The following is a 24738-nucleotide window of genomic DNA, read 5'->3' on the forward strand; positions in this document are numbered from 1 at the left end:
CCATGAACCAGTCGGCAGCCGCCATTACTCCGGATAACCAACCGGGGGACGATGAAGTCGGCCCTGCGAAATTAGCCAAACCGAAAGAAAGCCCCATGCGGTTTACTTACAAAAGCGGTTCCTCTCCGTTGGATGGTTACACCATCAAGCGGGGCGTGGGCGCTGGCGGTTTCGGTGAAGTCTATTACGCCACGACCGAGTCGGGCAAAGAAGTCGCGCTGAAGCACATTCAGCGAAATCTCGAAATCGAAATGCGTGGTGCAAAGCACTGCTTGAATCTCAAGCACCCGCACCTCGTCTCGCTCTACGACATCCGATATGACAAAGACGGCGAGGGTTGGATCGTCATGGAGTTTGTCCATGGCGACAGTCTGCAAGATATCGTCGAGCGCCACCCTAATGGTATGCCGCGGGAAGAGGCCTTGTCATGGTTCAAGGCGATCGCCTCCGCCGTCAACTATCTACATGACCATGGCATCGTTCACCGTGACCTGAAACCGGGGAATATTTTCAACGACCAGGGTACCGTCAAGATTGGCGACTATGGTCTGTCCAAGTTCATCTCGGTGAGTCGTCGCAGCGGTCAGACGGAAAGCGTTGGCACGTTCCACTACATGGCGCCTGAGATCGGCAAAGGACGCTACGGTCGCGAGATCGACGTTTATGCCCTCGGGATTATCCTGTTCGAGATGCTCACCGGCCGCGTTCCCTTCGAGGGGGAAAGCAGCCAAGAGATCATCATGAAACACCTCACAGCAAGTCCCGATTTGGGTAACCTGGGAGAGCCGTTTCGGAGCGTCGTCTCCAACGCCCTTGAGAAGGATCCGGACAAACGAACCAGCAGTGCGGAGGAAATGCTCCAGCAGTTGGGTCTGAAAGAAAACGTTGGATACGTTTCGACGGTCGATACCGCACGCCCTGTCGCCAACAACAGCCAAGCGTCGGCCAGCGCACCGCAGTCGGAAGTGAAAGCGAAGATTGGTTACGTCCAGGCAACAACCCCCAAGGGGACTCTCGACGACGAACCGATTGCCCAGGCCGTCACGGGCATGGCCGATCGTTTCCGCGGTTGGTGGAACCACAATAACACCAGCATGCCGGTGAAAGTGATCGTACTTGCGGCGATTGCTTTTGGCATTCTGACTAACTTGCACTTCATCGTGCCGCTGGCGTTTGTCGGTGGTGCCGTCTACATGGCCTACCTGTTTATTCGCCTGCTGGTGAATACGACGCAGGACCAGAACCCTGGTGGGACCGGTGCACCCGACACGAAAGGCTCTAGCGGGCGTTATCATCCTGAGGCGATGCGGCGTAAGCACCGTGCTGCCGAAGACGCCGTTTGGCATCCCAAGCGTAAAGATCGTGAACGAGCCGCGATCGCCGCCAGGCCGACACGAGAAAAGGTTCGCGAACTGCTGGGATCACTGATCGCCAGCGGAGTCTCCGCCATCTTGGTTTCGTTCGTGCTGTTGGCCATCGCGGTCGGCGAGGCGGCATTTACCAAGACAGCTTTCCTTACCATTGGACCAGCGTATGTGTTCTTTACGGGGCTAACCATTTTGGCCTCGTGGGCGGTACTGGTCGCTTCCAAAACGTGGGAAGATCGCAATGGTGATCAAGCTCGCCGAAGAATCATCATGATGATGATTGGTGTCGGCTTGGGCGTCGCTGCCTGGTTCGGATCTATGTTTGTCTTCACAGGCAGCCCGGGTGCAATGGATATGCAGATTCCGTGGTTTGCGATGGGTGAGCAGTCGTCGGTCGGATCGTTGATGATCTTCTTCGGCCTGGTCTTCCTGGTGCCTCGTTGGTGGAAGTTGGCCGATCCGCTGCGAAGCAACTGGCTAAGTATTTGGAACACGGGCATATTCGTCATTTGGGCGGGTATTCTCACGGCCTTCTGGCCCTTCCTGCAGCCGTGGGCCATCATGTTGGTCGGCTCGGTGGCCGCAACGGTTCAGCTTTCGGCTCCTTGGCTCAACCAGGAACGCCGTGACACTGAACGCCGACGATACGAACAGGAACTGAAGGAGACGACCGTCAGCGGAGCCCCATAGGCTCCGTTTTTTTAAATCGAACTTGAGATGAAAGATGATGGACGTATCGATGAGTTGGATGTTGCTGCTGGCTGTTGCCGGCGTCTTGGTGGTGGGAGTACTTGGTCTCGTAGTTGTGTTCGCCGCAATTTTTTCTCGGGGACGCCAATAATCGATGGGGTATGGCGAATAACGCTTAGCCCCTCGATCAAGTGAATCCGATGGTACAAACAGCACCTGACATGTTAAGTATTGTTGCAATTATAGGACTCGGTTTTCTGCTTGCCTGCCTGGTAGGTGTCGTGGTCCTTGCCATCGCTGCTGCTGGAAAGCACGGCGGAACGATCGCTGCCGGAGTGGGTGCGGCGGTCCTGTTGGGGCTGTTGCTGCTATGTGGTGGCGTCTTAACCTTCTATCTAGGCGTCTCGAGAGTTGAAACGGCAATCGACTCTCCTACGGAGGTTCGCTCGTACGGCGAAATTGAATATGGCGAGACCGTGCAAAAAACACGTGCGAATGTCATGTCGGTTCGCAAAGAGACTGCGATTCGGCCCCGTGCCCACGAGACCACCACGACAGCAGCTGTCGAAATCGAGGAACCCTTGCGACCTTCCACGGATTTGCAAGCCGGTTACACGATGACGCCGGAAGAAGTAACCGCCTCGACAGGCAAAACGATTGGGCAGTTTGCCGGTTCGGTTTATCAAGAATTTCGCAATCAACTGAAGTCGGGCAAGCTCGACTTGGACCCCTCGAAGATCATTCCGCCAGGCCGACCTAGCTGGGTCGAGCAGGAACCTCATTGGGGTCATGACCAAACTTATTACGTGTCGGTGAGTTCCGGTCCCTATGACCGGGGAATGGACTGCCGTCATGCATTGGATGTGGAGATCAGTAAGGCAATTGATCAGTTTGCTATCGAACTAACGGGCAGCGAAGATGCGCCGGCACTGATCGGCGACGACCTTGTCACGATCAAGGAAACCGTTGCCGCGGAATCGTATCAGGAAGAATTGACGCCATCCTTTGGAGTCATGCAGCAATGGCATTCGCTACTCAAGTTTGATCCGGCTATTCAAGAGCAGATTCGCCAATTCTGGTATGCCCAGCAGCGCATCAGCCGAGTGGTCTATATCGGGACAGCGTTCCTGTTCCTCTTAGGTCTTATGTCCATCTTTTATGCTGGAATGTCGCTTACCCGTAAAGGTTCGCGAGTCTCTCCCGGGCTGGTCTCTGCCGGCAGTGTGGCCGCATTGTGCGGTTTGATTGCCGCAGGTGTGATTTTCGTCCGATCATTTCCCATGCTATAACTTGGGAAAGCGGAATTTGACGTAACCAAAGGTTGGCACTGACTTTGCCGGTGTGAAACAACCCAGTCGATCACGGCTTGTTCCCTAATTTGGTCCGCCGCGTAGCGCGCCGACCGAACCCCTTTTCACGGCTTCGAAAGGAACTTTACTCCCTTGTCACCCACACGCGTATCAGAAACCGATGCCCTGCTCATTGGCCGCATTCGTGACGGTGAGGAAGATGCCTGGCAGGATTTGATCGACCGCTACGAGGGGCGTTTGCTCGCATTTGTCGAGAGTCGCCTACGCCGTCGAGCGCATAGCGAGGACGTGGTTCAAGAGACATTCATCGGCTTCCTGAATAGTCTGCCCAATTATGACGGTCGCCGAAGCCTGGAAAGCTATCTTTTCGCGATCTGTGCGTATAAACTCACCGATCATCTTCGTCGTGAAGGTCGTCGGCCAACGCTCCCGCTCAGTTCAGCTGGTGGTGGGAAATCAAGCTCCGATACCTGGGAACTTGAAGGCCCTGCCCGACCGGCATCGAGCCTGGTGCGAAGTGGTGAACGGCGACGGATGGAAGAAGATGCCCTGGTGGAAGCCATTCAAGAGCAGATCGCGCGTTGGAAGGAACGTGGCGATTGGGTGAAGATCCAATGCATGGAACTGCTTTTCGTGCGTGGTTGGGCGAATAAAGACGTCGCTGCCAAGCTGAATATCAGCGAGCAGCATGTCGCGAATTACAAACACGATTTCACGAACAAACTTCGGGGAAGCGTCAAGAATCAACAGCTGAGTGAGGAAGTCTTTCCGGAGCTTTACTCACCCTAACGATACACCTGTGACAGAGTCGCGAGGCAAACGGTGACTCCAATCTTCAATCTTCTCTTCAAAACCTGAATGTGGGGGAAATAGCAACAATGTCTGCAGTAGAAAACCGATACACGCTTCGTGAATTTGTCGAGCAAACCCAACAACGGGATCGCGGCGAAGGCTTCTTTGAAATGGAAAGCCCGCGGATTCTGGAAGTGAACCTCAAGAGCAACTTTGTCTGGACCAAGATGGGATCGATGATCTCGTATCTTGGCAACATGAAGTTCGAACGCGAAGGAATGTTTGACAAGGGATTGGGCGGGTTCTTCAAGAAAGCGGTAACCGGCGAAGGGGCGCGTCTGACCAAGGTTACAGGGACCGGCAAGGTTTACCTGGCCGACTACGGAAAGAAGATCCAGATTCTTCGCTTGGAGAATCAAGAGATCGTGGTCAACGCCAACGACATTCTGGCCTTCGAGGACAGCGTCAGCTGGGACATCAAGATGATGAAGCGAATCTCATCGATGATGGCCGGTGGTTTGTTTCAGATGACTCTCAGTGGTACCGGCATGGTTGCTATTACGACGCACTACGAACCTCTGACGCTGGTTGTGACGCCAGATCAACCCGTTTACACCGACCCGAATGCAACGGTCGCCTGGAGCGGAACCCTGCAGCCGAACTTCAAGACAGACATTTCCTTCCGCACGTTGATTGGCCGTTCCAGCGGTGAATCGTTCCAGATGGAATTCGTCGGCAACGGTTTTGTCGTTGTTCAGCCGTTTGAAGAAGTCTATCACGCCGAAGGTTAGCCTCCGATTGTTAGCCATAAGTGTGAAAGATGGCTGCCGGTCCAAATCGCCGGCAGCCAGGTCCGTATTGGATTTGGAACAAATCCGACGATTGATTTTGAATGAAAGCAGAACGATGAGAGCCTTGACCAACGCCGATTTGGAAGCCTACTTGAATGAGGAGTTGGCGGTCGAGGAAGCTTCCTTGGTTGAGGAACAGATTCGCGACCAGCCTGAACTTAAAGAGAGATTGCTAGAGATTCTTTCGCGTCGCGATGCCGGTGTGCATAGCTTGGGCGAGATATGGCGGCGCCATCGCATCACATGTCCCACGCGTCCACAGCTTCAGCAGTATCTTCTGGGGGTCGTTGCTTCGGAAGAAGAAGCCAACTACGTCACGTTTCATCTGGAACAAATCGGTTGTCGGATCTGTGCGGCGAACTTGGCGGATCTGATCAAAGCATCGGAAGAAGCCGATCAGAAGGCCGATCAAGAACACCAGTCGACTCGGCGACGGAAGTATTTTCAGTCGAGCGTAGGGCGTCTTCGTAAAGAAGATTCTTAATAAATCCTGTATGTCGAACGCTCAAGTTGAGCGTCTGCGAACCGTTCAGCACGTCTTTCTCAGGCAGGTACGTCTCGTTTATGTACCTTGAGGGTGCTCTTTGCCCCATAGCAAGCTTGTCTCGATCTTGCCGTGATTTGGCACAGTGCTTGCATTCCATTTGTTTCTTAAATCCGTCTTAAACGGACTACCGACTCCGTGGGCAGCGTCCGCAATTCAGTCGGGAAATGGAACAAAGAAAAGCGCTAGAGCCCGTCATCATGAGCAATCTCGAGATGCATCGCACGTCCGAGTCCGCTTGCTTGAGAGCGAACCAGATTCAACCGCCCTTGCCGGACGGCTCATTCATGATTCCTGTGAATGATCCAGTCGATGCGATCCACTCGGAACGACATCCCGAGGAGGCCGTCGACCGTCATCGCGAAACGATGGCGCTAGACCGCGTTTTTTGGATGGCAATTGGTCTACTCATGGTGACCGGCATCGCGCTTCGGATCTGGGTGATCTTATAACGCGATTTTTGAAATTGACGCCCGTAAACGAACTCTCGCTGGAAACTTGAAATGACAACCACTGCGACTCACTACTCGGAAGCTAACACGATGGATGCTGATCAATCTTCGACCGCAACATCGGAGAAACGTCTCGAAGACCACACCGTTAAAGAGCTGCGCGAACTGGCGAGCCAACTCGGAATTCGAGGACGTAGTAAGCTGATGCATAAAGAAGAGCTCATTTGCGTCATTCGCCGTCGTTGGTAATCGATGCGAACAGAAGATCACACGAAACTTCAAGAGCCTGGTTGTTCAGCGACCAGGCTTTTGTCGTTCGAACCACTTCCCTTGTTTCGCAACCATCCAACACGAACCCGTCGATGCCGCGATCTGCCGAATTGCCAACAAGTTACGCCACAAAACCAAAGTTTGCGCCAAGTTGGAACGGGACGTGCAGAACTAGAGTTTCGTTGGAAAGCTCCGGCAATAACGTGGTAACGCTTGAATTGCTCAGGCCCCCGTCGGATGTTTCCCTTTGCACGTCGCTTGAAATATGGCAGAGGCAAGTGGCGCCCGTTAATCATCTGCCAGGACAGTTTAAGGAGAGGTTTCATGAAACGCACTATTCCCGCAGTCGTTGCTGCTGCCCTGATGGCCGCTGGAAGTGTCACCTCATATACATATGCAGATGACAATCCAGTTGCCGATCCATTCGCGGAACCGAAGATTGAAGTCGATGCGCCAGCGACCAAAGTTGAAGTGAAGAAGCCCGTCATTTCCGTGGACGCAAACACCGATAGCAACGTCGCCGACAACGCTTCGAGAATGGTCATGGCTCAGCGTGTGAGCCAGCTTCAAGGAATGACCATCCAAAACGAAGCTGGTAAAGATCTAGGCAGTGTTCGTGATCTGGTAATTGATACGGATCGAGGCCGCGTGAAATACGTTGCGGTCGCCTACGGCGGCTTCCTCGGGCTGGGCTCGAAACTATTTGCCGTTCCGTTTGAAGCCTTCGAGCATCGTCCTGCGACCCAAGACAAAGATGCGGTACTGCTTCTGAACCTGAATGAAGAGATGCTTCGCAAAGCACCGGGATTCGATGCCGATAATTGGCCTAATATGGCCTCGCAGGAATTCATCCAAGCCATCGATAAGCATTACGCAGATCGAGAGGGTGGAGTAAATGTGAAAGTCGGTCCCTTTGATATCGATGTAAATCTTGATCGAGAAAAGCGACGTGATGGTGCTGACCAGGCAAACTCGATGGCCGTCCATCGCGCGGATGATCTGGTGGGAATGGTTGTCGTCAATGATGCCAGCGAAAAGCTCGGGTCCATCAACGATCTGACGGTCGACATGTCTAACGGCGATATCCGCTACGCGGCTCTTTCAGTGGGTGGACTCGCGGGCGTCAGCGATAAGTTGTATGCCGTAGCTTGGACGAACTTTCGTCTGAAGCACAACGCTCAGGAAGACTCCAATCAGTTGGTTCTTAATGCCAATCCAGAGACGTTGGAAAAGGCAAAAGGATTCGATCAGAGCAACTGGCCACAGCAAGCAAACCGAAACTTCGATGGCCAGGCGAACCAGATCGATGATCGCCGCCCGGTCGACGACAGTCGTCCGGCCATCGAGGCTGACATCAAAGCACCGGGCGTAGACATCGAGGTGAATGATGATGCTCCCGGAAACGGCATCGATGCTGAAGTCGATGTTGAGTAATCAGGAAGTCCGACGTTCAGCGGAGGAACGAATCGCATGGACGTAAGAATTAACCACACCTGAGATGGATTTGCGAAGTGGTTGTTGGGCCAACGCCTTGGGGGAGACATTCCTAGAATGCTTTCCCTCAAGGCTTGGCTTTTTTACGCCAAACGAATGGTGAAGAACGATGGGGAGCAATCCCCGACGGAAGCCCGGAGTCATGGGCCATGGCTCTGGGCTTTTGCCGTTAAAGTCGTTGTAATTCGCCATGAGTACAAATGATCAACCAGATAAAGGGTCCTGATGCCCCCTTACAGTGAATGCTAAAGAATCTCTATCACTTTTAGATTGACCTTACTTTTGTTTTTTTCTTACACTCAATGGTTCCTTCCTGTCTCCCTACCTTCGGGGACGCATGCCTTCACACCTCTGTTGATGGGAAAGTGAACCTATGCGGCTGCCACCACACGGTTTCCGGATGCGCATCGCGAGTATCACCCTGCTTCTGCTTGCACCGGCGTTTCTATGCGCTGCGGACTCACTCGACACGAAGCCGCTGCCTGGCATTTTGCTTGATAATACGGCCGCTCAGTTGATGGGCCCTTGGCAGCCTTCGGTGCACAGCAAGCCGTACATTGGTGAAGGCTATGTGCACAGTGGAGTCCCTGGCCGAGAGGAAGCCACCGTCAGCAAGACGATTACCTTCCGCCAAAAGCTACCCACCTCAGGAAAGTACGGCGTCTACCTGGCGTACAACGCCAATAGCAACCGTGCTGCTTCCGCTCCGGTCGAGATCCAACATGCCGATGGTGATGCCAAGTTAAAGGTCAATCAACGGCAAGCCCCGAAGGGGCCAGCACTGTTTCACCCGCTGGGTGAATTCAATTTCGACACGGACAAAGAAGCAGTCGTCGCGATCTCGGACAAAGATGCTCAGGGCATCGTAATTGTCGACGCGATACTCTTTGTTCCCTCCAACGAGATAGCCAAACTCGATGCCGTGGGGAAGAAGCTGACGGCGAAGAAACCAGAAGCCAAGCCAGCGAAAAAGGAAGAGCCGAAACAGCAAGTCGCTCCAGCATTTGTTCGAGCCAAAGATATCGATGCCCGTTTGTTGACGTCGGAAGAACTCGACCAGTTGATTGATCGCGAGGCGCACTTAACCGAAACGACTGACACGGTCGACGACGAGACATTCTTGCGCCGTATCACCATTGATGTGATTGGACGTATTCCAACTGAGCAGGAACGCAAAGACTTTCTCGCCGATACGAACCCTGCGAAGCGGTCTTTGCTGATTGATCGCTTGCTGGAAAGCCCCGAGTTCGGTACTAACTGGGGAGCGTACTGGAGCGACGTCTTCAGTTATCGAATCCCTCAGCCCGAACTTACGTTCCTGGATTATCAAATCTTCCAGGATTGGATGGCCCAGCAAATGAACGAGGGCGTTGGCTGGGACGAGATCACCTACCGCATCCTGACCGCAACCGGGAAGGTAGGGAATAACCCACCGGCATTCTTCGTCGGGTTCCACCAGGCAAGTACATCCCGTCTCGCTGGCGAAACGACGCGTATTTTCCTCGGTACGCAAATTCAATGTGCCGAATGCCACGACCACCCGTTCGTCGACATTCCCCAGGAACGTTTCCATCAAATGGCGGCGTTCTTTGTTCGCACCAACGCCAAGCTGCCCTGGAACGATAGTGGCGAAATCGAGGTTGGTAGTAAGGAAGCTGGCGAGCACAAGATGCCAGATACCAACAAGACGATGATGCCTGCCGTCTTCGCTGGTGACCAGTTGGAGAAAGGCGTGAGCGATGTCGACCGCCGAGTCACGTTAGCGAACTGGGTTGTGAGCCCCGATAACTCCCTGTTCGCCAAAGCCTATGTAAATCGCACCTGGGAACGACTGATGGATCAGCCATTCTGTGATCCGGTCGACGAGATCTCAGAAGAAGCAGGCTTCCCAAGTTTGCCATCGGTCCATGATGCCGTCGCGGGTCACTTTATCGCGAACGAATATGACGCCAAGCCATTGTTCCGGTTAATCCTCAATACCAAAGCGTATCAGCGTCAACTCGACTCTTCCGATAAGGTCGTCGGCCAGCTTGCCTCGGCTGAACTTCGTAAGATGCGCGGCGATGTGGTCTTCAAGAACTTGGAAACGGCCATCGAGCTTCCCAATGTGAAAGGAGAGCAGATGAAGCCAACCGCTGAAATGCGTTTCCCGCCTCCGCCTAAAAGTACGAAGGACATCGTGAACGACGTATTCGGCTACGATCCATCCCTGGGCAAGCAGTTCCGTCCGCAAACGATGCAGCAGGCCATGTTCCTGATGAATAATCGTCAGCTTCAAGACCAAGTGAAAGCAGGCGAAGATCAAAAGACGAAGCTGGCCAAGCTGCTCAATGAAACTCCCGACGATCGTCAGGCCATTCAGCGGCTCTATGTCAACGTGCTGGGTCGTGCCCCAGCCGACAAAGAGTTGGACATTGCTTACGAGTTTGTTCAAGAAGGGGCTTCGCGAAACGAAGCTTTCGAGGACCTTCTATGGGCCCTCTTGAACACGGCCGAGTTCACCACACGCAAGTAAGATCAGCGAACGGCAGCTAGGCGCCGTCCACTCGTTGAGTCTCGATAGATAACGATACAGAGGAACACGCAATGATTCGCCCTTTCTGGAATCTGGCAACCGGACGAGATCATGTTTCGCATCGTCGAGGGTTCCTCAAGCAACTCATGACCGGTGCCGCAGCCGGGACGTTGACGCTTTCGTGGCGCGATATGATGATCGCCCGAGCAGACGAATTGCGTAAGACTGGTAAGTCGATGATCCTGCTATGGATGGACGGCGGGCCGAGCCAGTTCGAGACGTTCAATCCCAAGATAGGATCAAAGTACCAGGGGCCTGCCACGTCGATTCCGACGTCCCTGCCTGGCGTGCACATCGCCGAGTATATGCCGGAGACGGCCAAGATGATGCACAAGATCGCGCTGATTCGCAGCATGAAGAGCAGCGAACGCGATCACTTTCGCGCCATCAAGTTGGTGCGGAGTGGCTACCCGATCAATCCTTCGATTCAGTATCCGACGTGGGGTAGTGTCGTCGCTCGCGAACGCTTCGACCCAACCTATGACCTGCCAGCATTCGTGCGAATTGGCAAGCCGCGAATCACTACGCGTGACATCAATAGCGGCGTGCTAGGACCTCGCTACGAGTCGTTCAAAATCGAGCAGGCAGGCACGCTTCCTGAAGACGTTTTGACGACGGTGCCGGAAGAACGCTTGCGTCGCCGTTTAGATTTGTCGGCTCGTCTCGATGAACAGTTCGCGATGAGCGGCGGTGCCCAACGCGTGGTTGAGAAGCAAGAGATTTATGACCAAACACAGCGTTTTGTGCTCAGTCCAAAGCTCGAAGCGTTTCGTCTCGATAATGAATCAGAGAGTATGCGAGATGCCTACGGTCGCAACGAGTTCGGCCAGGCTTGCTTGTTAGCCCGTCGTCTCGTGGAAACAGGCGTTAGCTTTATCGAAGTCTTCAGCACGGGTAACGTCAGCGATCAAGGTTGGGACACGCACAAGAAGGGTTGGGATGAGAACCCCAAATTAGCCAACGGCGTTGACCAGGGCTATGCAATGCTTCTGCGAGATCTTGAACAACGCGGCATGTTGGAAGATACCTTGGTCGTTTGGATGGGCGAGTTCGGGCGAACTCCAAAATTCAAGCCAGACGGCGGTCGCGAGCATTACTCCGACGGTTGGATTACCTGCCTGTCTGGCGGCGGCGTGCAGATGGGACAAGTCATCGGCGAGACCGATAAGGAAGGTGTTCACGTCACCGATCGACCGGTTGAAGTCCAGGATCTTTTCCAGACCTTCTGCCATGTATTGGGCATGAATCCGCATGATGAATATGTTACCGACCAGGATCAGCCATTGGCGCTGGTCAAAGGTGGCGAAGTGATTCATGAACTATTCTGATTAACTTCCCGCGTCACATCGCTTTCTGCTTCGATCCCACCTCATGGTATGCATCGGTGAATTATGCCGCGTGAATATGCGCTGTTGGTCTTGCTCTGTGTGATATTCTTTCCTTGTCGTTTGCCTGCGGATGAGATTGCCGAGCTTGGTAAAGCTTCGCCCGAGGAAGCTCGCCAGTATGAACTCGCAACCCTGCGAAAGGTGGCGGATCTCGCGCTATTGCCACCTCAGCTGAATACCAACCCATCGGCAGAGTACCATGTCCGTAACTTGAGCTACGGAATGACCATCGGTATCGAGCGGACACGCAAAGGTCGTTTGTTCGCGGCATGGATTGGTGGCGAAGACGGTCCGAAGGCTTACATGTTGGTCGCCAAGAGCGACGACGATGGTCGCACATGGAGTGAACCAGTTCTCGTCGTCGATAGCCGCAAAGGTCATCTGCCGATTCCACGGAGCGTGATTGTCGGCAATTTATGGACAGACCCGCTGGGAAGGTTGTGGCTCTTCTTCGATCAAACGATGAATCACTTCGACGGACGTGGCGGACTGTGGTGTACTCGCTGCGATGATCCCGAGGCCCAGCAGCTAGTCTGGACTAAGCCACGGCAAATTTGGCATGGTTCCATGTTGAACAAGCCCATGGTGAACTCCAAGGGAGAATGGCTCTTATTCGCCCAATTGCTGCAAAGCCAGGGAATCGGCCCCTTCGCGGCTGGCGTCTTTCACGAACTCGATCCCATTCGCGGTGCCAACATCTTGGTCTCGACCGATCAGGGAGAGACGTGGACGCGACGCGGTAACGTCAAGTTTCCCGAGCCTGACTGGCTCGAGCATCGCGCGATTGAGCGGAAAGATGGTTCGCTCTGGATGCTAGCCAGAACGCGCCGTGGTGCGATGCTTACGACTTCTAGCGACATGGGTGCTACTTGGTCTGAACCTGAATTTCCACCTCAGATAAAGCACCCTCCGGCTCGATTTCATCTGCGGGAACTTGCCTCAGGTAGCTGGCTGTTGGTAAAGCACGGCAAGACCATCGACACGAATACCGGTCGCAGTCATCTAACAGCGTGGCTCTCCGACGACGAGGGACAAACCTGGGAAGGAGGCTTAATGCTTGATGAACGAGCAGGCGTTTCTTACCCGGATGGTTTTCAGGCACCTGATGGGTCGATCTATATTTCTTACGATTGGCTGCGAGGCAGCAAGGGGCACATCCTCTTTGCCAAGTTCACCGAGGCCGATATTCGAGCTGGGAAACTGGTCAGTGACGGCTCTCGTTTGCAGCAGCCGATTATCAAGCCAGGAAAATTGAATCCCCAGGATTAGAGCGAAAAGTCAGTAAACCCGTGCAGGCAGATCGTTTCCTGGTACGAGCGAAGATCTGTCCGCACCAAGCTGGTGGCCTCTTCCATGTTCAATACGCCTCGACCACCAATCGGACTGATCGCTTCGCTGCCACCTGCGATCTTCGGGGCGATGAACGCGTAGACTTCGTCAATTTGCTGGGTATCCCATAGTAGGCCAAGCAGTTGACTGCCCCCTTCGACCAGCACGTTGGTCATGCCACGGGAAGCCAATTGGCCAAGGAAATACTCCATTCGCTCGGCGTGGTCGCTCCCTGGGCAAACGATCAGATCGCAGCCTGCATGATCCAGACGTTCGAGGCGTTCCGAACGAGCCGATTCGGCAACGGCAACCATCACGGGAGATTCGCCAATCGACTCGATCAATTGGCTGGTGGGAGAGAGCGTGGCCTGACTATCGAAAACAATTCGGGCTGCCGTCCGCGGCCCAGGCGGGCGAGTTGTCAGCAAAGGATCATCAAGCTTCACCGTACCACTACCGACCATCACGCCATCGCATAGGCCACGGATACGGTGCACTTCGGCTCGAGCCGCTTCTCCGCTGATCCACTTGCTGCTGCCACTGGCCGTGGCCAGCTTGCCATCGAGCGTCATGGCCCACTTAGCGATCACCCACGGCTTGCCTTTTTCATGGACTTTGATGAAGGGAGCATTCAGGCGAGCCGCCTCTTCGCCGCAGGCACCAACGCAAACTTGAATTCCACGACTGGCAAGGCCCTGGATGCCACCCCCCTGCACTTTCGGGAAAGGATCTTGCATGGCGACCACGACGCGGGCAGGTTTGATCCTAAGCAAAGCGTCGGTGCATGGTGGTGTCTTGCCGTGATGGCAGCATGGCTCCAGGGTTACGTAGACGGTGCACCCTTCAAGCGAAGCACCGCCTGCGCTGGCAATCGCGTTGACCTCAGCGTGCGGGCCGCCAAACTTTTCATGAAAGCCTTCGCCGATGATTTGACTGTCCTGAACGATCACGCAGCCGACCATGGGGTTGGGCTCTACGAAGCCGCGCCCCTGCTCGGCGAGATCTAACGCTCGACGCATGAATCGTTGGTCGTCGTCGGCGATTGCCATGGTTTAGTCCATCCCTGGCAACCAGAGACCGGACTTCTTCTCTTCGCCACCGGCGGCTGGCGGGGCGCCTTGCGGAGGTGCGGCTTGAGGCGGAGGACCGGCTGGGGCACCGGGAGTCCAAAGGCCGCCCCCTGCTTCCGGTCCACTTGGTGGCGGTGGAGGACCCGCTGGCATGCCTGCCATGCGACCGTCCGGCGTAATCAATCCGAAGCGTTGCAGGACGCCAAACAGGGCCTGGGCGGTTTGCGGTTCCTGGGCGTACTTGGACATCAAGGTTTGCATCAGGACTTGAGCTTCCTGCATTTCGCGACGTTCAAATCGCATCGAAAGCTCGGCCACCATCCACAGGCCAGGGGATCGACCCTGCTGAGCCGCTTCTTCCTGAGCTTTCTTCAGGAACGAAAGAGCTTCGTCGCTGTCGGTGGCTGTCCGTGCCAGTTCGCCGTAAAGCTGCGAACGGTCGATCTGATCTTTGAGCGACTCCCGAACCAGCAATTCGTTGGCCAGAATTTCAACGGCCTTGTTCAGTCCGCGAATCACGCTGCGGCCGTACCCTTGAATCAAATCCTCATCCGAAAGCTCGGAAACCGGCAAGCGATGCAGACGCGTGATCGGCAAGTTGAGCACATCGAGATTCTCGGCAGGCAGCGTGCCAGCACCAGGTAGGCTCAGCTTTTCTCGCAGTTGGCAGAAGTCAAACTTCCACTTTTCCTGCTGTCCAACCATCTCCAAAGTCAACACTTCGGCAGCCAGAGGCAAACGGAGTTCGGTATCCTTCGAGGCCTCCAGCGGAGTTTTGCCGCTGAGCGTGAGTAGCGGGAAGTTGACCCACTTCTCCAGAATGACTTCCTGACGCTTTTCAGTCATCAACCGATTGCGGACTTCGTTGGGAGTGTCATCCGGCAGACGCCACTGCCAGTTCATCAGGTCTTGTAGAGCAAAGATGCGGCCTTGAACGTCTTCGCTGACCGTTGGATCGACTGCGTCCCCGCAAATTTCTTTGAGCGTGCTGATGGCTTCGTCAAAGAGCGGTCCCTTGGCGGAGGTGAACTCGGTTCGGGCCGGGCGATCCGTTTCCTTGCCGAACACCAGCAGTTCACCCAGGACGCTTGAAACGTTTTCCAGCGTGAGATCAACGCCGGATGCCGCACGCGGCTTGTCCAACAGCAGGTAAGCGGCTCGTGGTGGTGGGGATTCTTCGGTGCCAAGCTGCGATAGATCGATTGGCAGATGTTCGCAGCGTTCGTCGACCCGCAGCTTTTCCAGAAGCGGTTCCATCTCGTGAATGGGCATCGACGCGTTGACAACGTCGATCTGCTCTTCATCCTGATCCGAGAGTGCCTTGGCAAGAGCTTCCGCTTCGGTAGCGGCTTCAAAGTCGCTACGCTGTTCGGCAACGGCGTAGGTGTGCAGAGTTTTAGCTGCGACATCGTCCTGGCCGAGACTGAACTGCAATGCCGCGATGTTTTCCAGGATGGCCGGGTTACGAGGGGCACCGGCGCGGAGCTCCTCGAATTGATGCAGCCCCTTTCGCCACAATCCTTGGGCGGCATCTTGCAAGGCTTTGTTGAACTCTTCCTTGCGTGGGAAGTCAGCCGGACATTCGGCCAGCGATAGATCTTGCTTCAGGAAGATCGGAATCTCTGGGGAATTATTCAGACGCATCAGCATCTGCATCGGCATGTTGTCGTCGTCGGGGGCCAGGTTCGACTGGAGCGTGAAGTGGCTGCGAGCGCCCAGGACCTTACCGGTCATCAAAAGCATCTGGCCGACTGCTCCGAACGCATCGTACAGCGATGGGTGCAGACGCTCTTCAGTTTTTTCGAGGGCCGTTTGAAGCTCGTCGATCGCTTCGTCCCCTTTTCCCAGCGAAGCTTCCAGTGTGGCCTTCAAGGCATGGGCTGCAGGGTTATCAGGATGCTTTTCCAGGAAAAGATTGACCGCTTCTTCCGCTTTGTGTTCATCGGAGAGCTGAAGATTCAAGATGGCGTTGTAGAACAACGGCACCGAGTGGTCAGGATGCTTTTCCAGCATCTTGCGAACGAAGTCGAGACACGCTACCCGCTGCTCTCCTTGCAGCATGCGTTCGATCTTTTCGATATCGGCGACCATGTCCGGGCAATAGAACTTGATCTTCTTGTTGGTGCCGCACGGGGGATAGGCGTAAGCGTCGATAGTCATGCCGACTTCCGTTGGTGAGTATTCGTGATGGTTCGCAATTGCGTATTCGTCAGCCGCCCAGTCAGGCGGAGATGTTTCCAGGGAAACTCGGATGGTAACAAATATATGTCCTGCTGACGAGAAGCTTTATGGCTTTCAGGGGATCCCTGACGCGGGAATTTACCCCTAAGTTTGCAGGCCCTGAGTTCCTTCGAGTAAAGTAGAATTTCTCTTGACCAGTCCCTTAGATCAATTCTCATTTTTCTCCATTGCGTCCCCCCTACCCCCCAGCTTGTTCTATGCGAAGTTTGCTCATTCTGCTTCTATTTGCCGCTCCGGTTCTGGCTGATTTTCCCGAGATTCATAACTCGGAGCGGGATAAGGAAGCACAACCGATGCCGCCCAACGAGGCCGCCGACAGCTTCGAAGCCCCTGAGGGCTTTCAAGTTGAGGTCGTTTTCGCTGAGCCCGACGTGCAAAATCCGATTGCCATGACCTGGGATACCCAGGGGCGTCTGTGGGTGGCTGAAAACTATACCTACGATCAGCCCAGCATGAAGTTCGACCGTAGCCTGCGAGACCGGGTTCTGTTTTTCGAGGACACCGACCGCGATGGCAAGTTGGATAAGCGAAACGTATTTGTCGATAACGTGCAGCTGTTAACCAGCGTCGAGGTAGGCCTTGGCGGGGTGTGGCTTATGTGCCCACCGCAAGTGTTGTTCATTCCCGACGCCGATAACGATGGCAAGCCGGACGGTCCAGCGGAAGTGGTGCTCGATGGTTTCACGGTGGCGAAGGACAACTATCACAACTTCGCCAATGGTCTTCGCTTCGGTCCCGATGGCTGGCTTTATGGTCGCTGCGGTCACTCATGTCCCGGGTTGATCGGTGTGCCTGGTACGCCGGACGATCGTCGGCAACCGATGGACGGTGGTATCTGGCGATACCATCCCCAAACGAAACATGTAGAAGTCTTGACTTGCGGTACGACCAATCCTTGGGGGCACGATTGGGATGAGCATGGCGAAATGTTCTTCATCAATACCGTGAACGGTCACCTGTGGCATACGATCCCAGGAGCTCACTTCAAGCAGGCCTTTACGCTGGATAAGAATCCACACGTCTACGAGCTAATCGATCACCATGCCGATCATTGGCACTTCGATACAACCGGTCGCTGGCAAGACTCGCGGGCCGGCGCTGCTAACGAGTTCGGTGGTGGCCATGCCCATGTGGGAATGATGATTTACCAGGGAACGAATTGGCCCGAGTCGTTTCGCGGTAATCTGTTTACCGTCAACATGCACGGCGTGCGGGTTAATCAGGAAATCCTGGAACGCGAAGGCAGTGGCTACGTTGGCAAGCATGGCAAGGACATCCTGATCAGCGGCGATCCTTTCTTCCGTGGCATGGAATTAAGCACGGCCCCGGATGGAAGCGTCTACATGATTGACTGGAGCGATACCGGGGAATGCCACGATCACACCGGCGTGCATCGCACGAGCGGGCGCATTTATCGCGTTTCTTACGAGGGTGCCAATAGGGTGCCCCGGCCACCATCTGGCGAGTCTTACTTCTTGAATCCGATGGTGCAGCAGCTCGATAACAATTGGGCTCCGCGAATGGCCCGTCTTGTATTGCAACAGAAGTACCTGGCAGGCGAAGACATGGGGCCTTTGGCTGGGCTATTGAAACAGATGGTGCTGGAAGAAACGCCTGAGCAAGCACTCACGTCGCAGGAAAAGCACGATCGGAACCGTTTGCGATGTCTATGGACGTTGCACGTGATTGGTGGCACGGACGAAGAGCTGCTCGTAAAGCTGCTGGATGATAAGAACGAACACATTCGAGCCTGGGCAATTCGCCTGCTAACCGAGCAGTGGCCGCTTGATGGAATCCTGGGGCCCGTGCCTCACGATGAGTCTAAGAAGGTTCGAGCCGAAGCAGAGGAACTTCTTCCTAAACTTACAGAAATGGCCAGAGAGGACCCATCGGGACTCGTTCTGCTGACCCTCGCATCGACGTTGAATCGTCTTCCCATCAGTATGCGAAGCGCAGTGTCGGTAATGCTGGTTCAGCATGAAGAGTACGCCGACGATCACAATCTACCGCTGATGACCTGGTATGGACTCATGCCGGTTGGCGATCAAAAGCCGGACGACCTGGTGATCGTTGCGTCAGCGTCGAAGTGGCCTACCACAACGAAGTTGATCGCACGCCGTCTGTCAGAAGATATTGAGAAAAATCCGGTTCCGGCGAATCAATTGGTTAGTGTGACGAAAGGCTTTGATGCGGCCAAAGCCGATTCCGTACTCACAGGAATGAGTGAGGCGCTTCGTGGTTGGTCGAAAGCTTCTAAGCCGAAAGACTGGGATGCTTTGGTAGCCAGCCTGAGCAAAGCCGACAGTCAGCCGATACAGCAAAAGCTGCGCGAGCTAGGAGCCTTGTTCGGTGACGGAAGAGCTCTCGACGAGCTGCGCAAGTTGGCAATGAGCGGCGATACCGACATGCAGGTTCGCCGGTCGGCATTGGCCTCGCTGATCGAAGCCAAGCCGGACGATTTGCGTGAGATCTGCGAGAAGCTGGTCACCACTTCTAATTTGAATGTCGTTGCTGCTCGAGGGCTGGCGTTGTTCGACGATCCGGAGGCCGCCAAGCTGCTGGTCGATAATTACCGCCGTTTTCGCGAGCCGCAGCGACCCGAGGTGCTGGCGATACTTCTGTCTCGCTCGACATCAGCCAACGTGCTGTTGGATGCCATGGAAAAGAATCGTATTCGCAAGTCGGACGTTACGGCGTTTCATGTCCGTCAGATGCGGAACCTAGGGGATGAAGCCCTGTCGAAACGCATCAACGAGGTGTGGGGCGAAGTTCGCGAGTCGAGTGAAGAGAAGCAGAAAGCGATGGCTTACTGGAAAGGTCGGCTCACCGAAGAGACCCTTTCGCACGCCAACATGAGCCAAGGTCGCGTTGTGTTCGAAGGTTTGTGTGCCAAGTGCCATCGATTGTATGGTGAGGGAAGCAATATCGGACCAGACCTGACCGGTAGCAACCGCAGCAATCTTGATTACCTGCTGCAGAACATCATCGACCCGAGCGCGATCGTTAGTGCCGACTACCGCATGACGGTTCTGCAAATGGAGGATGGGCGGGTACTCAGTGGGATCGTCGCCGAGCAAACCGATCGCACGCTGACGCTGCAAACGCCGACCGATCGCGTCACCGTCGAGAAGGATGGGATCGAAGCCCAAAAGAAAACGGCTCTCTCGCCGATGCCGGATCTGCAGTTGGGCGCCGAGCCGAACCAGCCAGGTGGACTGCTTACCGATGAGCAGTTTATCGATTTGATTTCGTATCTGAAGAACCCAGCCCAGGTCCCGCTGCCGGAAGCAGAGTAAAACAGCGTGAGTAGCCCGAGTCACATCGGGGTTGGGCTACTCCGCGTTCACTCCGCTACCCATTGCTAGCACGTCACTAACATCGCTTGCGGTGAGTTGACGGTTTCTCTAGTATCTGCCTGCCCAGCGATATGCGCTCAGGGCTCGCTGTTTCACACCTATGATGAATACGCTTCTGGCATGGATGCTCGAAGGATCGCCGCCGTTCTGATATTTGCGACGTTGTTCGCAAGCGGCTGTCGCGCGCTCTGGCATGCTGAAGAAGACGTACCGCCGAGCGAATTGCCGACCGCCCCAATGGCGGCTGATACGGTTTCACTTGAGATCGCCCGGTTGTCGCTCAGCAGTGTCGATCAGCAAGAGCTCGGTGACATCTGGCAAGAGATAGACGAGCAAGCCATCCCATTGGATAAACGTCGCGAGCTAGTAGCCAATGGTTTCCGCGTCGGGATCGTTGACTTCCACTTGCCGGCTCCGTTGCGGAAGATCCTGAGTGAGAACGAAGGAAAGAAAGGGGCAACTGGCGGGGATATGGTCCGCGTGACTGGGGACGAAAAGGTTGCCATCAACTATCGTCGGTTCCCACGCGGTAAGCGAAGCGAGTACGTCATGGTGCCTGCTCAGGAAGAGATATCCCTTCTGGAGACAGTTAGCGGCTCGCTTCGTGGCGAGACCTACTACAACGCCGAGTGTAAGTTCATTCTGAAAACGTTCCCTCAGAACGATGGCCGCGTGCAGATTGTCGTGACGCCTGAGATTCATCACGGACAGCCACGACAGCGCGTGGAAGCCGGACAAGGCATGTTCCGCTTCGAGACGCGGAAGGAAACGAAGGTGTTCGAGCAAGTGGAATTCATTGCCATGCTCGAGGCCGGACAGACGCTGATCTTGAGTGGAACAAAGGATGTGAAGGGGGTGGGCAAATCGTTTTTCGAGCGTGAAAACGGTGGTTCACCTCGCCGACAACTGCTTTTAATCCGCTTGGCGGGCTCACAATTCGATGATCTTTTTCAACCGCAAACGACGGTCAAGGAAAATTTGCCCCTTAATGATGACTCTACGGAAGGTCTGCTTCCCTCCCATTTTGACACTGCGGAATAGCCTTCTACAGGGGATTGACCCCACGCCGCAAACTCTCTGATAATAACGACTTTGAATCGAATAGTCGGGCTGCCCTAGGGGCTTTTGGAATCCTCACGCAGCCGTGTTAATGCTTTAACTCGGGAGAGATCTTATGGCTTTGATTCCCCTACGGGTGCTGCTGGATCACGCAGCCGAAAATTCTTACGGCGTGGCTGCCTTCAATGTCAACAACATGGAACAGATCCAGTCGATCATGGAAGCCGCCAAGGAAACGGATTCCCCAGTGATCGTTCAGGCTTCGCGTGGTGCACGTAGCTACTCGCAAGACAACTACCTCCGTCACCTGATGCTGGCCGCTTCGGAACTCTATCCAGAGATTCCAATTGTTATGCACCAGGACCACGGCAACAGCCCTGAAACCTGTATGAGCGCCATCGAAAACGGTTTCACCTCGGTGATGATGGATGGTTCGCTGAAGGAAGACGGCAAGACCCCGGCCGACTACGACTACAATGTTGCGGTCACCAAGAAGGTCGTCGAAATGGCGCACGCCAAGAACGTTAGCGTCGAAGGCGAACTGGGTTGCCTGGGTTCGCTCGAAACGGGTACCGGTGAAGCCGAAGACGGCCACGGTGCTGAAGGCGAACTGAGCCACGACCAGCTGCTAACCGACCCAGAAGAAGCCGAACGCTTTGTTGCTGAAACGGGCGTCGACGCCTTGGCCGTTGCCATCGGTACCAGCCACGGTGCTTACAAGTTCACCAAGGCCCCAACCGGCGACGTGCTGGCCATGGATCGTATCGAAGAGATCCACAAGCGTCTGCCTAACTGCCACCTGGTGATGCACGGTAGCTCCAGCGTTCCACAGGAACTGCAAGACATCATCAACAAGTACGGCGGTGCCATGAAGCAAACCTACGGCGTGCCGGTTGAAGAAATCCAAAAGGGTATCAAGCACGGTGTTCGTAAGATCAACGTCGATACCGACAACCGCATGGCCATCACGGGTGCCATCCGTAAGGTTCTCTCCGAGAACCCAGCCGAATTCGATCCTCGTAAGTACCTGACCCCGGCTCGCGAAGCTATGAAGCAGGTCTGCATCGACCGTATGGTTGCCTTCGGCCAAGCCGGTCAGGCCTCGAAGATGCGTGAAGCCAGCTTGGTTTAATGCCAAGGTGAGGTCCGAAACACAAGAAAGGCTGTGCATCTTGCGCAGCCTTTTTTTGTGGGCTTCACATAACGATTCAGGCCGTTTCGTTGTGCCAATCGGCACCGCAGTGTAGGCACTGCTTGGCTTTGCGGCTGACAAGCTTTTCACCGCATTTGTGACAGCGGGGAACGAAGAAAAATCGGAGGTTGTCCACCATCTCCCAGACCAGGCAAAAGACCCCCATTGCCAACACGACGAGTACTGCAAAGCCCGGTATCAGAAGGATCGACGCGAAGATGAGTGCGGCTAGTTTTCCACCAGGTAGCCATTGATCCCAATACTTGATAATTGGGATGCCTAGTCCGAGCACGACCCCATAGATGATAATGAGCAGCAAGAACTCGATTTGACGGCCGAGAAGCAGGTAGGAAGGTATGTCTCCCAGCATCATCTTCCCTTTCACGAGAGTGGAAGCATCCCCGCTTATGTTACATCCAATTTCCTGTAAGAGCATGCCGCTGGTCAAAATCTCTCGTAGTGGAAAGCAATACGTATGCCCCAAGCCCCTCACGTTTTTCACGATCCGGCACTGCTCCGCACGGAAATCCGCAAGGCCCAGGCCGACGGTAAGCGTGTCGGCCTGGTCCCGACAATGGGCGCCTTGCATCAAGGACACTTGAGCCTCGTTGCCGAGTCTCAGAAATCGTGCGATCTGACCGTCGTCACGATCTTTGTGAATCCCACTCAGTTTGCACCTGGCGAAGACTTTGCGAAGTATCCGCGAACACTGGAAGCCGACCTGAAGCTGCTCTCGGAGTTTGATCCCGTTTGGGTATTAGTCCCGGAAGTCGATGCGATGTACCCGCCGGGCAGTACCACTGAGGTGAAAGCTCCAGAGATTGCTCTACCGCTCGAAGGGACGTTCCGCCCAATTCATTTCGACGGGGTCGCGACCATCGTGCTCAAGCTCTTTCAGGTGGCACCTGCCGACGCGGCGTTCTTTGGCCAGAAGGACTATCAGCAGGTTCGCGTCATTGAAGAGATGGTACGCGATTTGATTGTGCCGATCGAAATTGTCCGCTGCCCCATCATTCGCGAAAGTGACGGGCTGGCGATGAGTTCACGCAACCGGTACCTGTCGTCCGAAGAGCGTGAAATTGCGCTGAGTATTTCGCGAAGTTTACACGATGCCGTTCAGCAAATCGTAGGCGGTGAGACCGACGCCCAGTTGCTAAGGGATAGAATAGAGCATGCCCTTCGCGAGGCCGGCTTTCGTGAAATCGATTACGTTTCAATTGCCAGCCCCCATACCCTGGAATCAGTGGAGACAATCGAGGGGGATGTCGTTATCCTGGTGGCTGCTAAAGTGGGAACGACTCGGTTAATCGACAACGTGTTGGTATCTTTCCCCGTCTCAAGTTAGATTCTCCAACCCCCAAGTATCCATCGTGCAGCGTACCCTGTTCCTCATTCCTGTTCCGGACGACCTGTTCGGCCTGCCGGTGGTAGGCTGGGGATGGTTGTTGATCTTATGGGGACTCATCGTCGCCGTGTGGATCTTCCTGCTTTCCAGGAAGCCGACCTTCACACAGGATCTGATGGGGCATCTGCCACTGTTTGCGGTGGTTGCGGCCGCAATCATCTTTGTGTTGCCGATGCTGCGCGTCACGGAAGGAGACCAAATCGGATTTCCTGTGCGCGGCTACGGGGTGCTCCTCGTGTTTGCAATTGTCTCCGCGGTAGGCTTAGCTGCGTATCGCGCGCAGCGAATGGGGCTGAACCCGGAAGTTATCTTCTCCCTGGCGATGGTCATGATCATCTGTGGTGTCGTTGGGGCACGTGTGTTCTTCGTCATTCAATACTGGGAGAACTTCTATCATCCCGGTGATTGGCAAGCAACGGCTCAAGAGATATTCAAAGTGACCGAAGGGGGAATCGTCGTTTACGGTTCGCTCATCGGCGCCGCAGTCGCCTTTGCCGGATTCAGTTACTTGCGTCAAATCAATGCATTGGCTCTGGCGGACTTGATTGCACCGAGTTTGATGATCGGGATGTTTTTCGGTCGACTCGGCTGCTTTATGAACGGCTGCTGCTACGGTGGTCTTTGCACGCTTCCCCTGGCGGTTCAGTTTCCCCAGGGCATCCCACCCCAGTACACACCGCCCTATGTTCGGCACATGGAGAATGGGGCGTTCTACGGGTTGCTGTTTGTCGAGAACGAAGAAGGCCAGGTCATTGTCGCGAATGTGCTGCCGAACTCAGCGGCCAGCAAGACCGGCAAGTTTGAAGTGGGAGACGTGGTTGAAAGCATCGACGGCTACCCGCTCAAGAGCAAAGAGTACAAGCCGTTGGATCTGTTGAAGAATCGGTTCCTGGCTTCGTGGATGAAGGAAGGGCCGCGCAAGGGAACGCTCGAAATCACCTTGGCTGGCAAAGGGGACGTGGCGCTGCATGTTGATGAGATGCCCAAGGCCTCGTTGCCCATCCATCCCACGCAGATCTATAGCAGCCTGAACGGGCTCATTCTGTGCCTGTTGGTATTGGCTTACTATCCATTTCGTAAGGCAGATGGAGAAGTGATGGCGCTGACCCTGGGACTCTATTCGATTGCCCGTTTTCTGTTGGAAGTGATCCGGACCGATGAGTACGCCATTGGCGGAACAGGGCTGACGATTTCCCAGAATGTGAGCGTGGTCATCTTTGTATTGGCGATCGGCCTATTCATTTTTGCCCGCCTCCGAAAGCAGCCACTTGCCTGGCCGCGAGAAGCGTCGCTTAATGTAGGATCTTGAGCCCCTTCCCGTTTTTGGGGCGCCGGAGATCGACATCAAAAGTA

The 24738-nt window shown here is 54.8% G+C and carries 19 protein-coding genes; 16 read left to right on the forward strand and 3 right to left on the reverse strand.

Going from position 1 to position 24738, the window contains the following annotated elements:
* Positions 1 to 2: 2 nt before the first annotated feature.
* From PSR63_RS13340 to PSR63_RS13390, 11 genes are all read left to right on the forward strand, one after another.
* A complete protein-coding gene (locus PSR63_RS13340) occupies positions 3 to 2057 on the forward strand; it encodes a serine/threonine-protein kinase (RefSeq protein ID WP_274333950.1) in 2055 nt (684 codons plus the stop codon).
* A 221-nt stretch (positions 2058 to 2278) separates the two neighbouring features.
* On the forward strand, positions 2279 to 3346 hold the full coding sequence (locus tag PSR63_RS13345; RefSeq protein WP_274333951.1) for a hypothetical protein: 1068 nt from the start codon (positions 2279 to 2281) through the stop codon (positions 3344 to 3346).
* A gap of 153 nt (positions 3347 to 3499) precedes the next feature.
* Positions 3500 to 4156, forward strand: a complete 657-nt coding sequence (locus PSR63_RS13350; protein ID WP_274333952.1) for an RNA polymerase sigma factor — start codon at positions 3500 to 3502, stop codon at positions 4154 to 4156.
* An 89-nt stretch (positions 4157 to 4245) separates the two neighbouring features.
* On the forward strand, positions 4246 to 4950 hold the full coding sequence (locus PSR63_RS13355; RefSeq protein ID WP_274333953.1) for an AIM24 family protein: 705 nt from the start codon (positions 4246 to 4248) through the stop codon (positions 4948 to 4950).
* 115 nt (positions 4951 to 5065) lie between these two features.
* A complete protein-coding gene (locus PSR63_RS13360; protein ID WP_274333954.1) occupies positions 5066 to 5494 on the forward strand; it encodes a hypothetical protein in 429 nt (142 codons plus the stop codon).
* Between the two features lie 260 nt (positions 5495 to 5754).
* Positions 5755 to 6006, forward strand: coding sequence for a hypothetical protein (locus PSR63_RS13365; RefSeq protein WP_274333955.1), 252 nt, complete (start codon positions 5755 to 5757; stop codon positions 6004 to 6006).
* Between the two features lie 51 nt (positions 6007 to 6057).
* Complete coding sequence (locus PSR63_RS13370) at positions 6058 to 6255, forward strand: Rho termination factor N-terminal domain-containing protein (RefSeq protein WP_274333956.1); 198 nt, start codon at positions 6058 to 6060, stop codon at positions 6253 to 6255.
* A 345-nt stretch (positions 6256 to 6600) separates the two neighbouring features.
* Entirely contained in the window at positions 6601 to 7710 is a 1110-nt protein-coding gene (locus PSR63_RS13375) for a PRC-barrel domain-containing protein (protein WP_274333957.1), read from the forward strand.
* A gap of 433 nt (positions 7711 to 8143) precedes the next feature.
* On the forward strand, positions 8144 to 10285 hold the full coding sequence (locus PSR63_RS13380) for a DUF1549 domain-containing protein (protein WP_274333958.1): 2142 nt from the start codon (positions 8144 to 8146) through the stop codon (positions 10283 to 10285).
* A gap of 71 nt (positions 10286 to 10356) precedes the next feature.
* Complete coding sequence (locus PSR63_RS13385) at positions 10357 to 11673, forward strand: DUF1501 domain-containing protein (protein WP_274333959.1); 1317 nt, start codon at positions 10357 to 10359, stop codon at positions 11671 to 11673.
* Between the two features lie 63 nt (positions 11674 to 11736).
* A complete protein-coding gene (locus PSR63_RS13390) occupies positions 11737 to 13002 on the forward strand; it encodes a sialidase family protein (protein ID WP_274333960.1) in 1266 nt (421 codons plus the stop codon).
* Here the strand turns inward: PSR63_RS13390 and ribD are convergent.
* Together ribD and PSR63_RS13400 are read right to left on the reverse strand one after the other, a co-directional pair.
* Positions 12999 to 14111 carry a bifunctional diaminohydroxyphosphoribosylaminopyrimidine deaminase/5-amino-6-(5-phosphoribosylamino)uracil reductase RibD gene (ribD, locus tag PSR63_RS13395; RefSeq protein ID WP_274333961.1) on the reverse strand — a complete coding sequence of 371 codons (1113 nt, stop codon included), beginning with the start codon at positions 14109 to 14111 and terminating at the stop codon, positions 12999 to 13001. The genes PSR63_RS13390 and ribD overlap by 4 nt on opposite strands.
* Positions 14112 to 14114: 3 nt before the next feature.
* Entirely contained in the window at positions 14115 to 16292 is a 2178-nt protein-coding gene (locus tag PSR63_RS13400) for a hypothetical protein (RefSeq protein WP_274333962.1), read from the reverse strand.
* Positions 16293 to 16570: 278 nt separating this feature from the next.
* Between PSR63_RS13400 and PSR63_RS13405 the strand changes: the two genes are divergently transcribed.
* The 3 genes from PSR63_RS13405 (at position 16571) to fba (ending at position 21920) form a co-directional block, all read left to right on the forward strand.
* On the forward strand, positions 16571 to 19669 hold the full coding sequence (locus PSR63_RS13405) for a PVC-type heme-binding CxxCH protein (protein ID WP_274333963.1): 3099 nt from the start codon (positions 16571 to 16573) through the stop codon (positions 19667 to 19669).
* Positions 19670 to 19849: 180 nt separating this feature from the next.
* Complete coding sequence (locus PSR63_RS13410) at positions 19850 to 20770, forward strand: hypothetical protein (protein ID WP_274333964.1); 921 nt, start codon at positions 19850 to 19852, stop codon at positions 20768 to 20770.
* A gap of 133 nt (positions 20771 to 20903) precedes the next feature.
* Positions 20904 to 21920, forward strand: coding sequence for a class II fructose-bisphosphate aldolase (fba, locus tag PSR63_RS13415; protein WP_274333965.1), 1017 nt, complete (start codon positions 20904 to 20906; stop codon positions 21918 to 21920).
* Positions 21921 to 21996: 76 nt separating this feature from the next.
* Here fba and PSR63_RS13420 read toward each other — a convergent pair whose 3' ends face one another.
* Positions 21997 to 22353, reverse strand: a complete 357-nt coding sequence (locus tag PSR63_RS13420; protein WP_274333966.1) for a hypothetical protein — start codon at positions 22351 to 22353, stop codon at positions 21997 to 21999.
* 102 nt (positions 22354 to 22455) lie between these two features.
* On the opposite strand from PSR63_RS13420, the gene panC reads away from it, so the two are divergent.
* Both panC and PSR63_RS13430 read left to right on the forward strand, forming a co-directional pair.
* Positions 22456 to 23325 (forward strand): pantoate--beta-alanine ligase, encoded by an 870-nt coding sequence (panC, locus tag PSR63_RS13425; protein WP_274333967.1) that lies wholly within the window; start codon positions 22456 to 22458, stop codon positions 23323 to 23325.
* Between the two features lie 25 nt (positions 23326 to 23350).
* Positions 23351 to 24694, forward strand: coding sequence for a prolipoprotein diacylglyceryl transferase family protein (locus PSR63_RS13430; RefSeq protein WP_274333968.1), 1344 nt, complete (start codon positions 23351 to 23353; stop codon positions 24692 to 24694).
* Positions 24695 to 24738: the final 44 nt, after the last annotated feature.

The sequence above is a fragment of the Bremerella sp. P1 genome (assembly GCF_028748185.1).
Lineage (GTDB): Bacteria > Planctomycetota > Planctomycetia > Pirellulales > Pirellulaceae > Bremerella.

What these genes read in the sequence shown, in the direction of transcription:
- PSR63_RS13340 (WP_274333950.1), top strand. Translation starts at nt 3, where the DNA reads ATGAACCAGTCGGCAGCCGCCATTACTCCGGATAACCAACCGGGGGAC.
- PSR63_RS13345 (WP_274333951.1), top strand. Translation starts at nt 2,279, where the DNA reads ATGTTAAGTATTGTTGCAATTATAGGACTCGGTTTTCTGCTTGCCTGC.
- PSR63_RS13355 (WP_274333953.1), top strand. Translation starts at nt 4,246, where the DNA reads ATGTCTGCAGTAGAAAACCGATACACGCTTCGTGAATTTGTCGAGCAA.
- PSR63_RS13360 (WP_274333954.1), top strand. Translation starts at nt 5,066, where the DNA reads ATGAGAGCCTTGACCAACGCCGATTTGGAAGCCTACTTGAATGAGGAG.
- PSR63_RS13365 (WP_274333955.1), top strand. Translation starts at nt 5,755, where the DNA reads ATGAGCAATCTCGAGATGCATCGCACGTCCGAGTCCGCTTGCTTGAGA.
- PSR63_RS13370 (WP_274333956.1), top strand. Translation starts at nt 6,058, where the DNA reads ATGACAACCACTGCGACTCACTACTCGGAAGCTAACACGATGGATGCT.
- PSR63_RS13375 (WP_274333957.1), top strand. Translation starts at nt 6,601, where the DNA reads ATGAAACGCACTATTCCCGCAGTCGTTGCTGCTGCCCTGATGGCCGCT.
- PSR63_RS13380 (WP_274333958.1), top strand. Translation starts at nt 8,144, where the DNA reads ATGCGGCTGCCACCACACGGTTTCCGGATGCGCATCGCGAGTATCACC.
- PSR63_RS13385 (WP_274333959.1), top strand. Translation starts at nt 10,357, where the DNA reads ATGATTCGCCCTTTCTGGAATCTGGCAACCGGACGAGATCATGTTTCG.
- PSR63_RS13390 (WP_274333960.1), top strand. Translation starts at nt 11,737, where the DNA reads ATGCCGCGTGAATATGCGCTGTTGGTCTTGCTCTGTGTGATATTCTTT.
- ribD (WP_274333961.1), bottom strand. Translation starts at nt 14,111, where the DNA reads ATGGCAATCGCCGACGACGACCAACGATTCATGCGTCGAGCGTTAGAT.
- PSR63_RS13400 (WP_274333962.1), bottom strand. Translation starts at nt 16,292, where the DNA reads ATGACTATCGACGCTTACGCCTATCCCCCGTGCGGCACCAACAAGAAG.
- PSR63_RS13405 (WP_274333963.1), top strand. Translation starts at nt 16,571, where the DNA reads ATGCGAAGTTTGCTCATTCTGCTTCTATTTGCCGCTCCGGTTCTGGCT.
- PSR63_RS13410 (WP_274333964.1), top strand. Translation starts at nt 19,850, where the DNA reads ATGGATGCTCGAAGGATCGCCGCCGTTCTGATATTTGCGACGTTGTTC.
- fba (WP_274333965.1), top strand. Translation starts at nt 20,904, where the DNA reads ATGGCTTTGATTCCCCTACGGGTGCTGCTGGATCACGCAGCCGAAAAT.
- PSR63_RS13420 (WP_274333966.1), bottom strand. Translation starts at nt 22,353, where the DNA reads ATGATGCTGGGAGACATACCTTCCTACCTGCTTCTCGGCCGTCAAATC.
- panC (WP_274333967.1), top strand. Translation starts at nt 22,456, where the DNA reads ATGCCCCAAGCCCCTCACGTTTTTCACGATCCGGCACTGCTCCGCACG.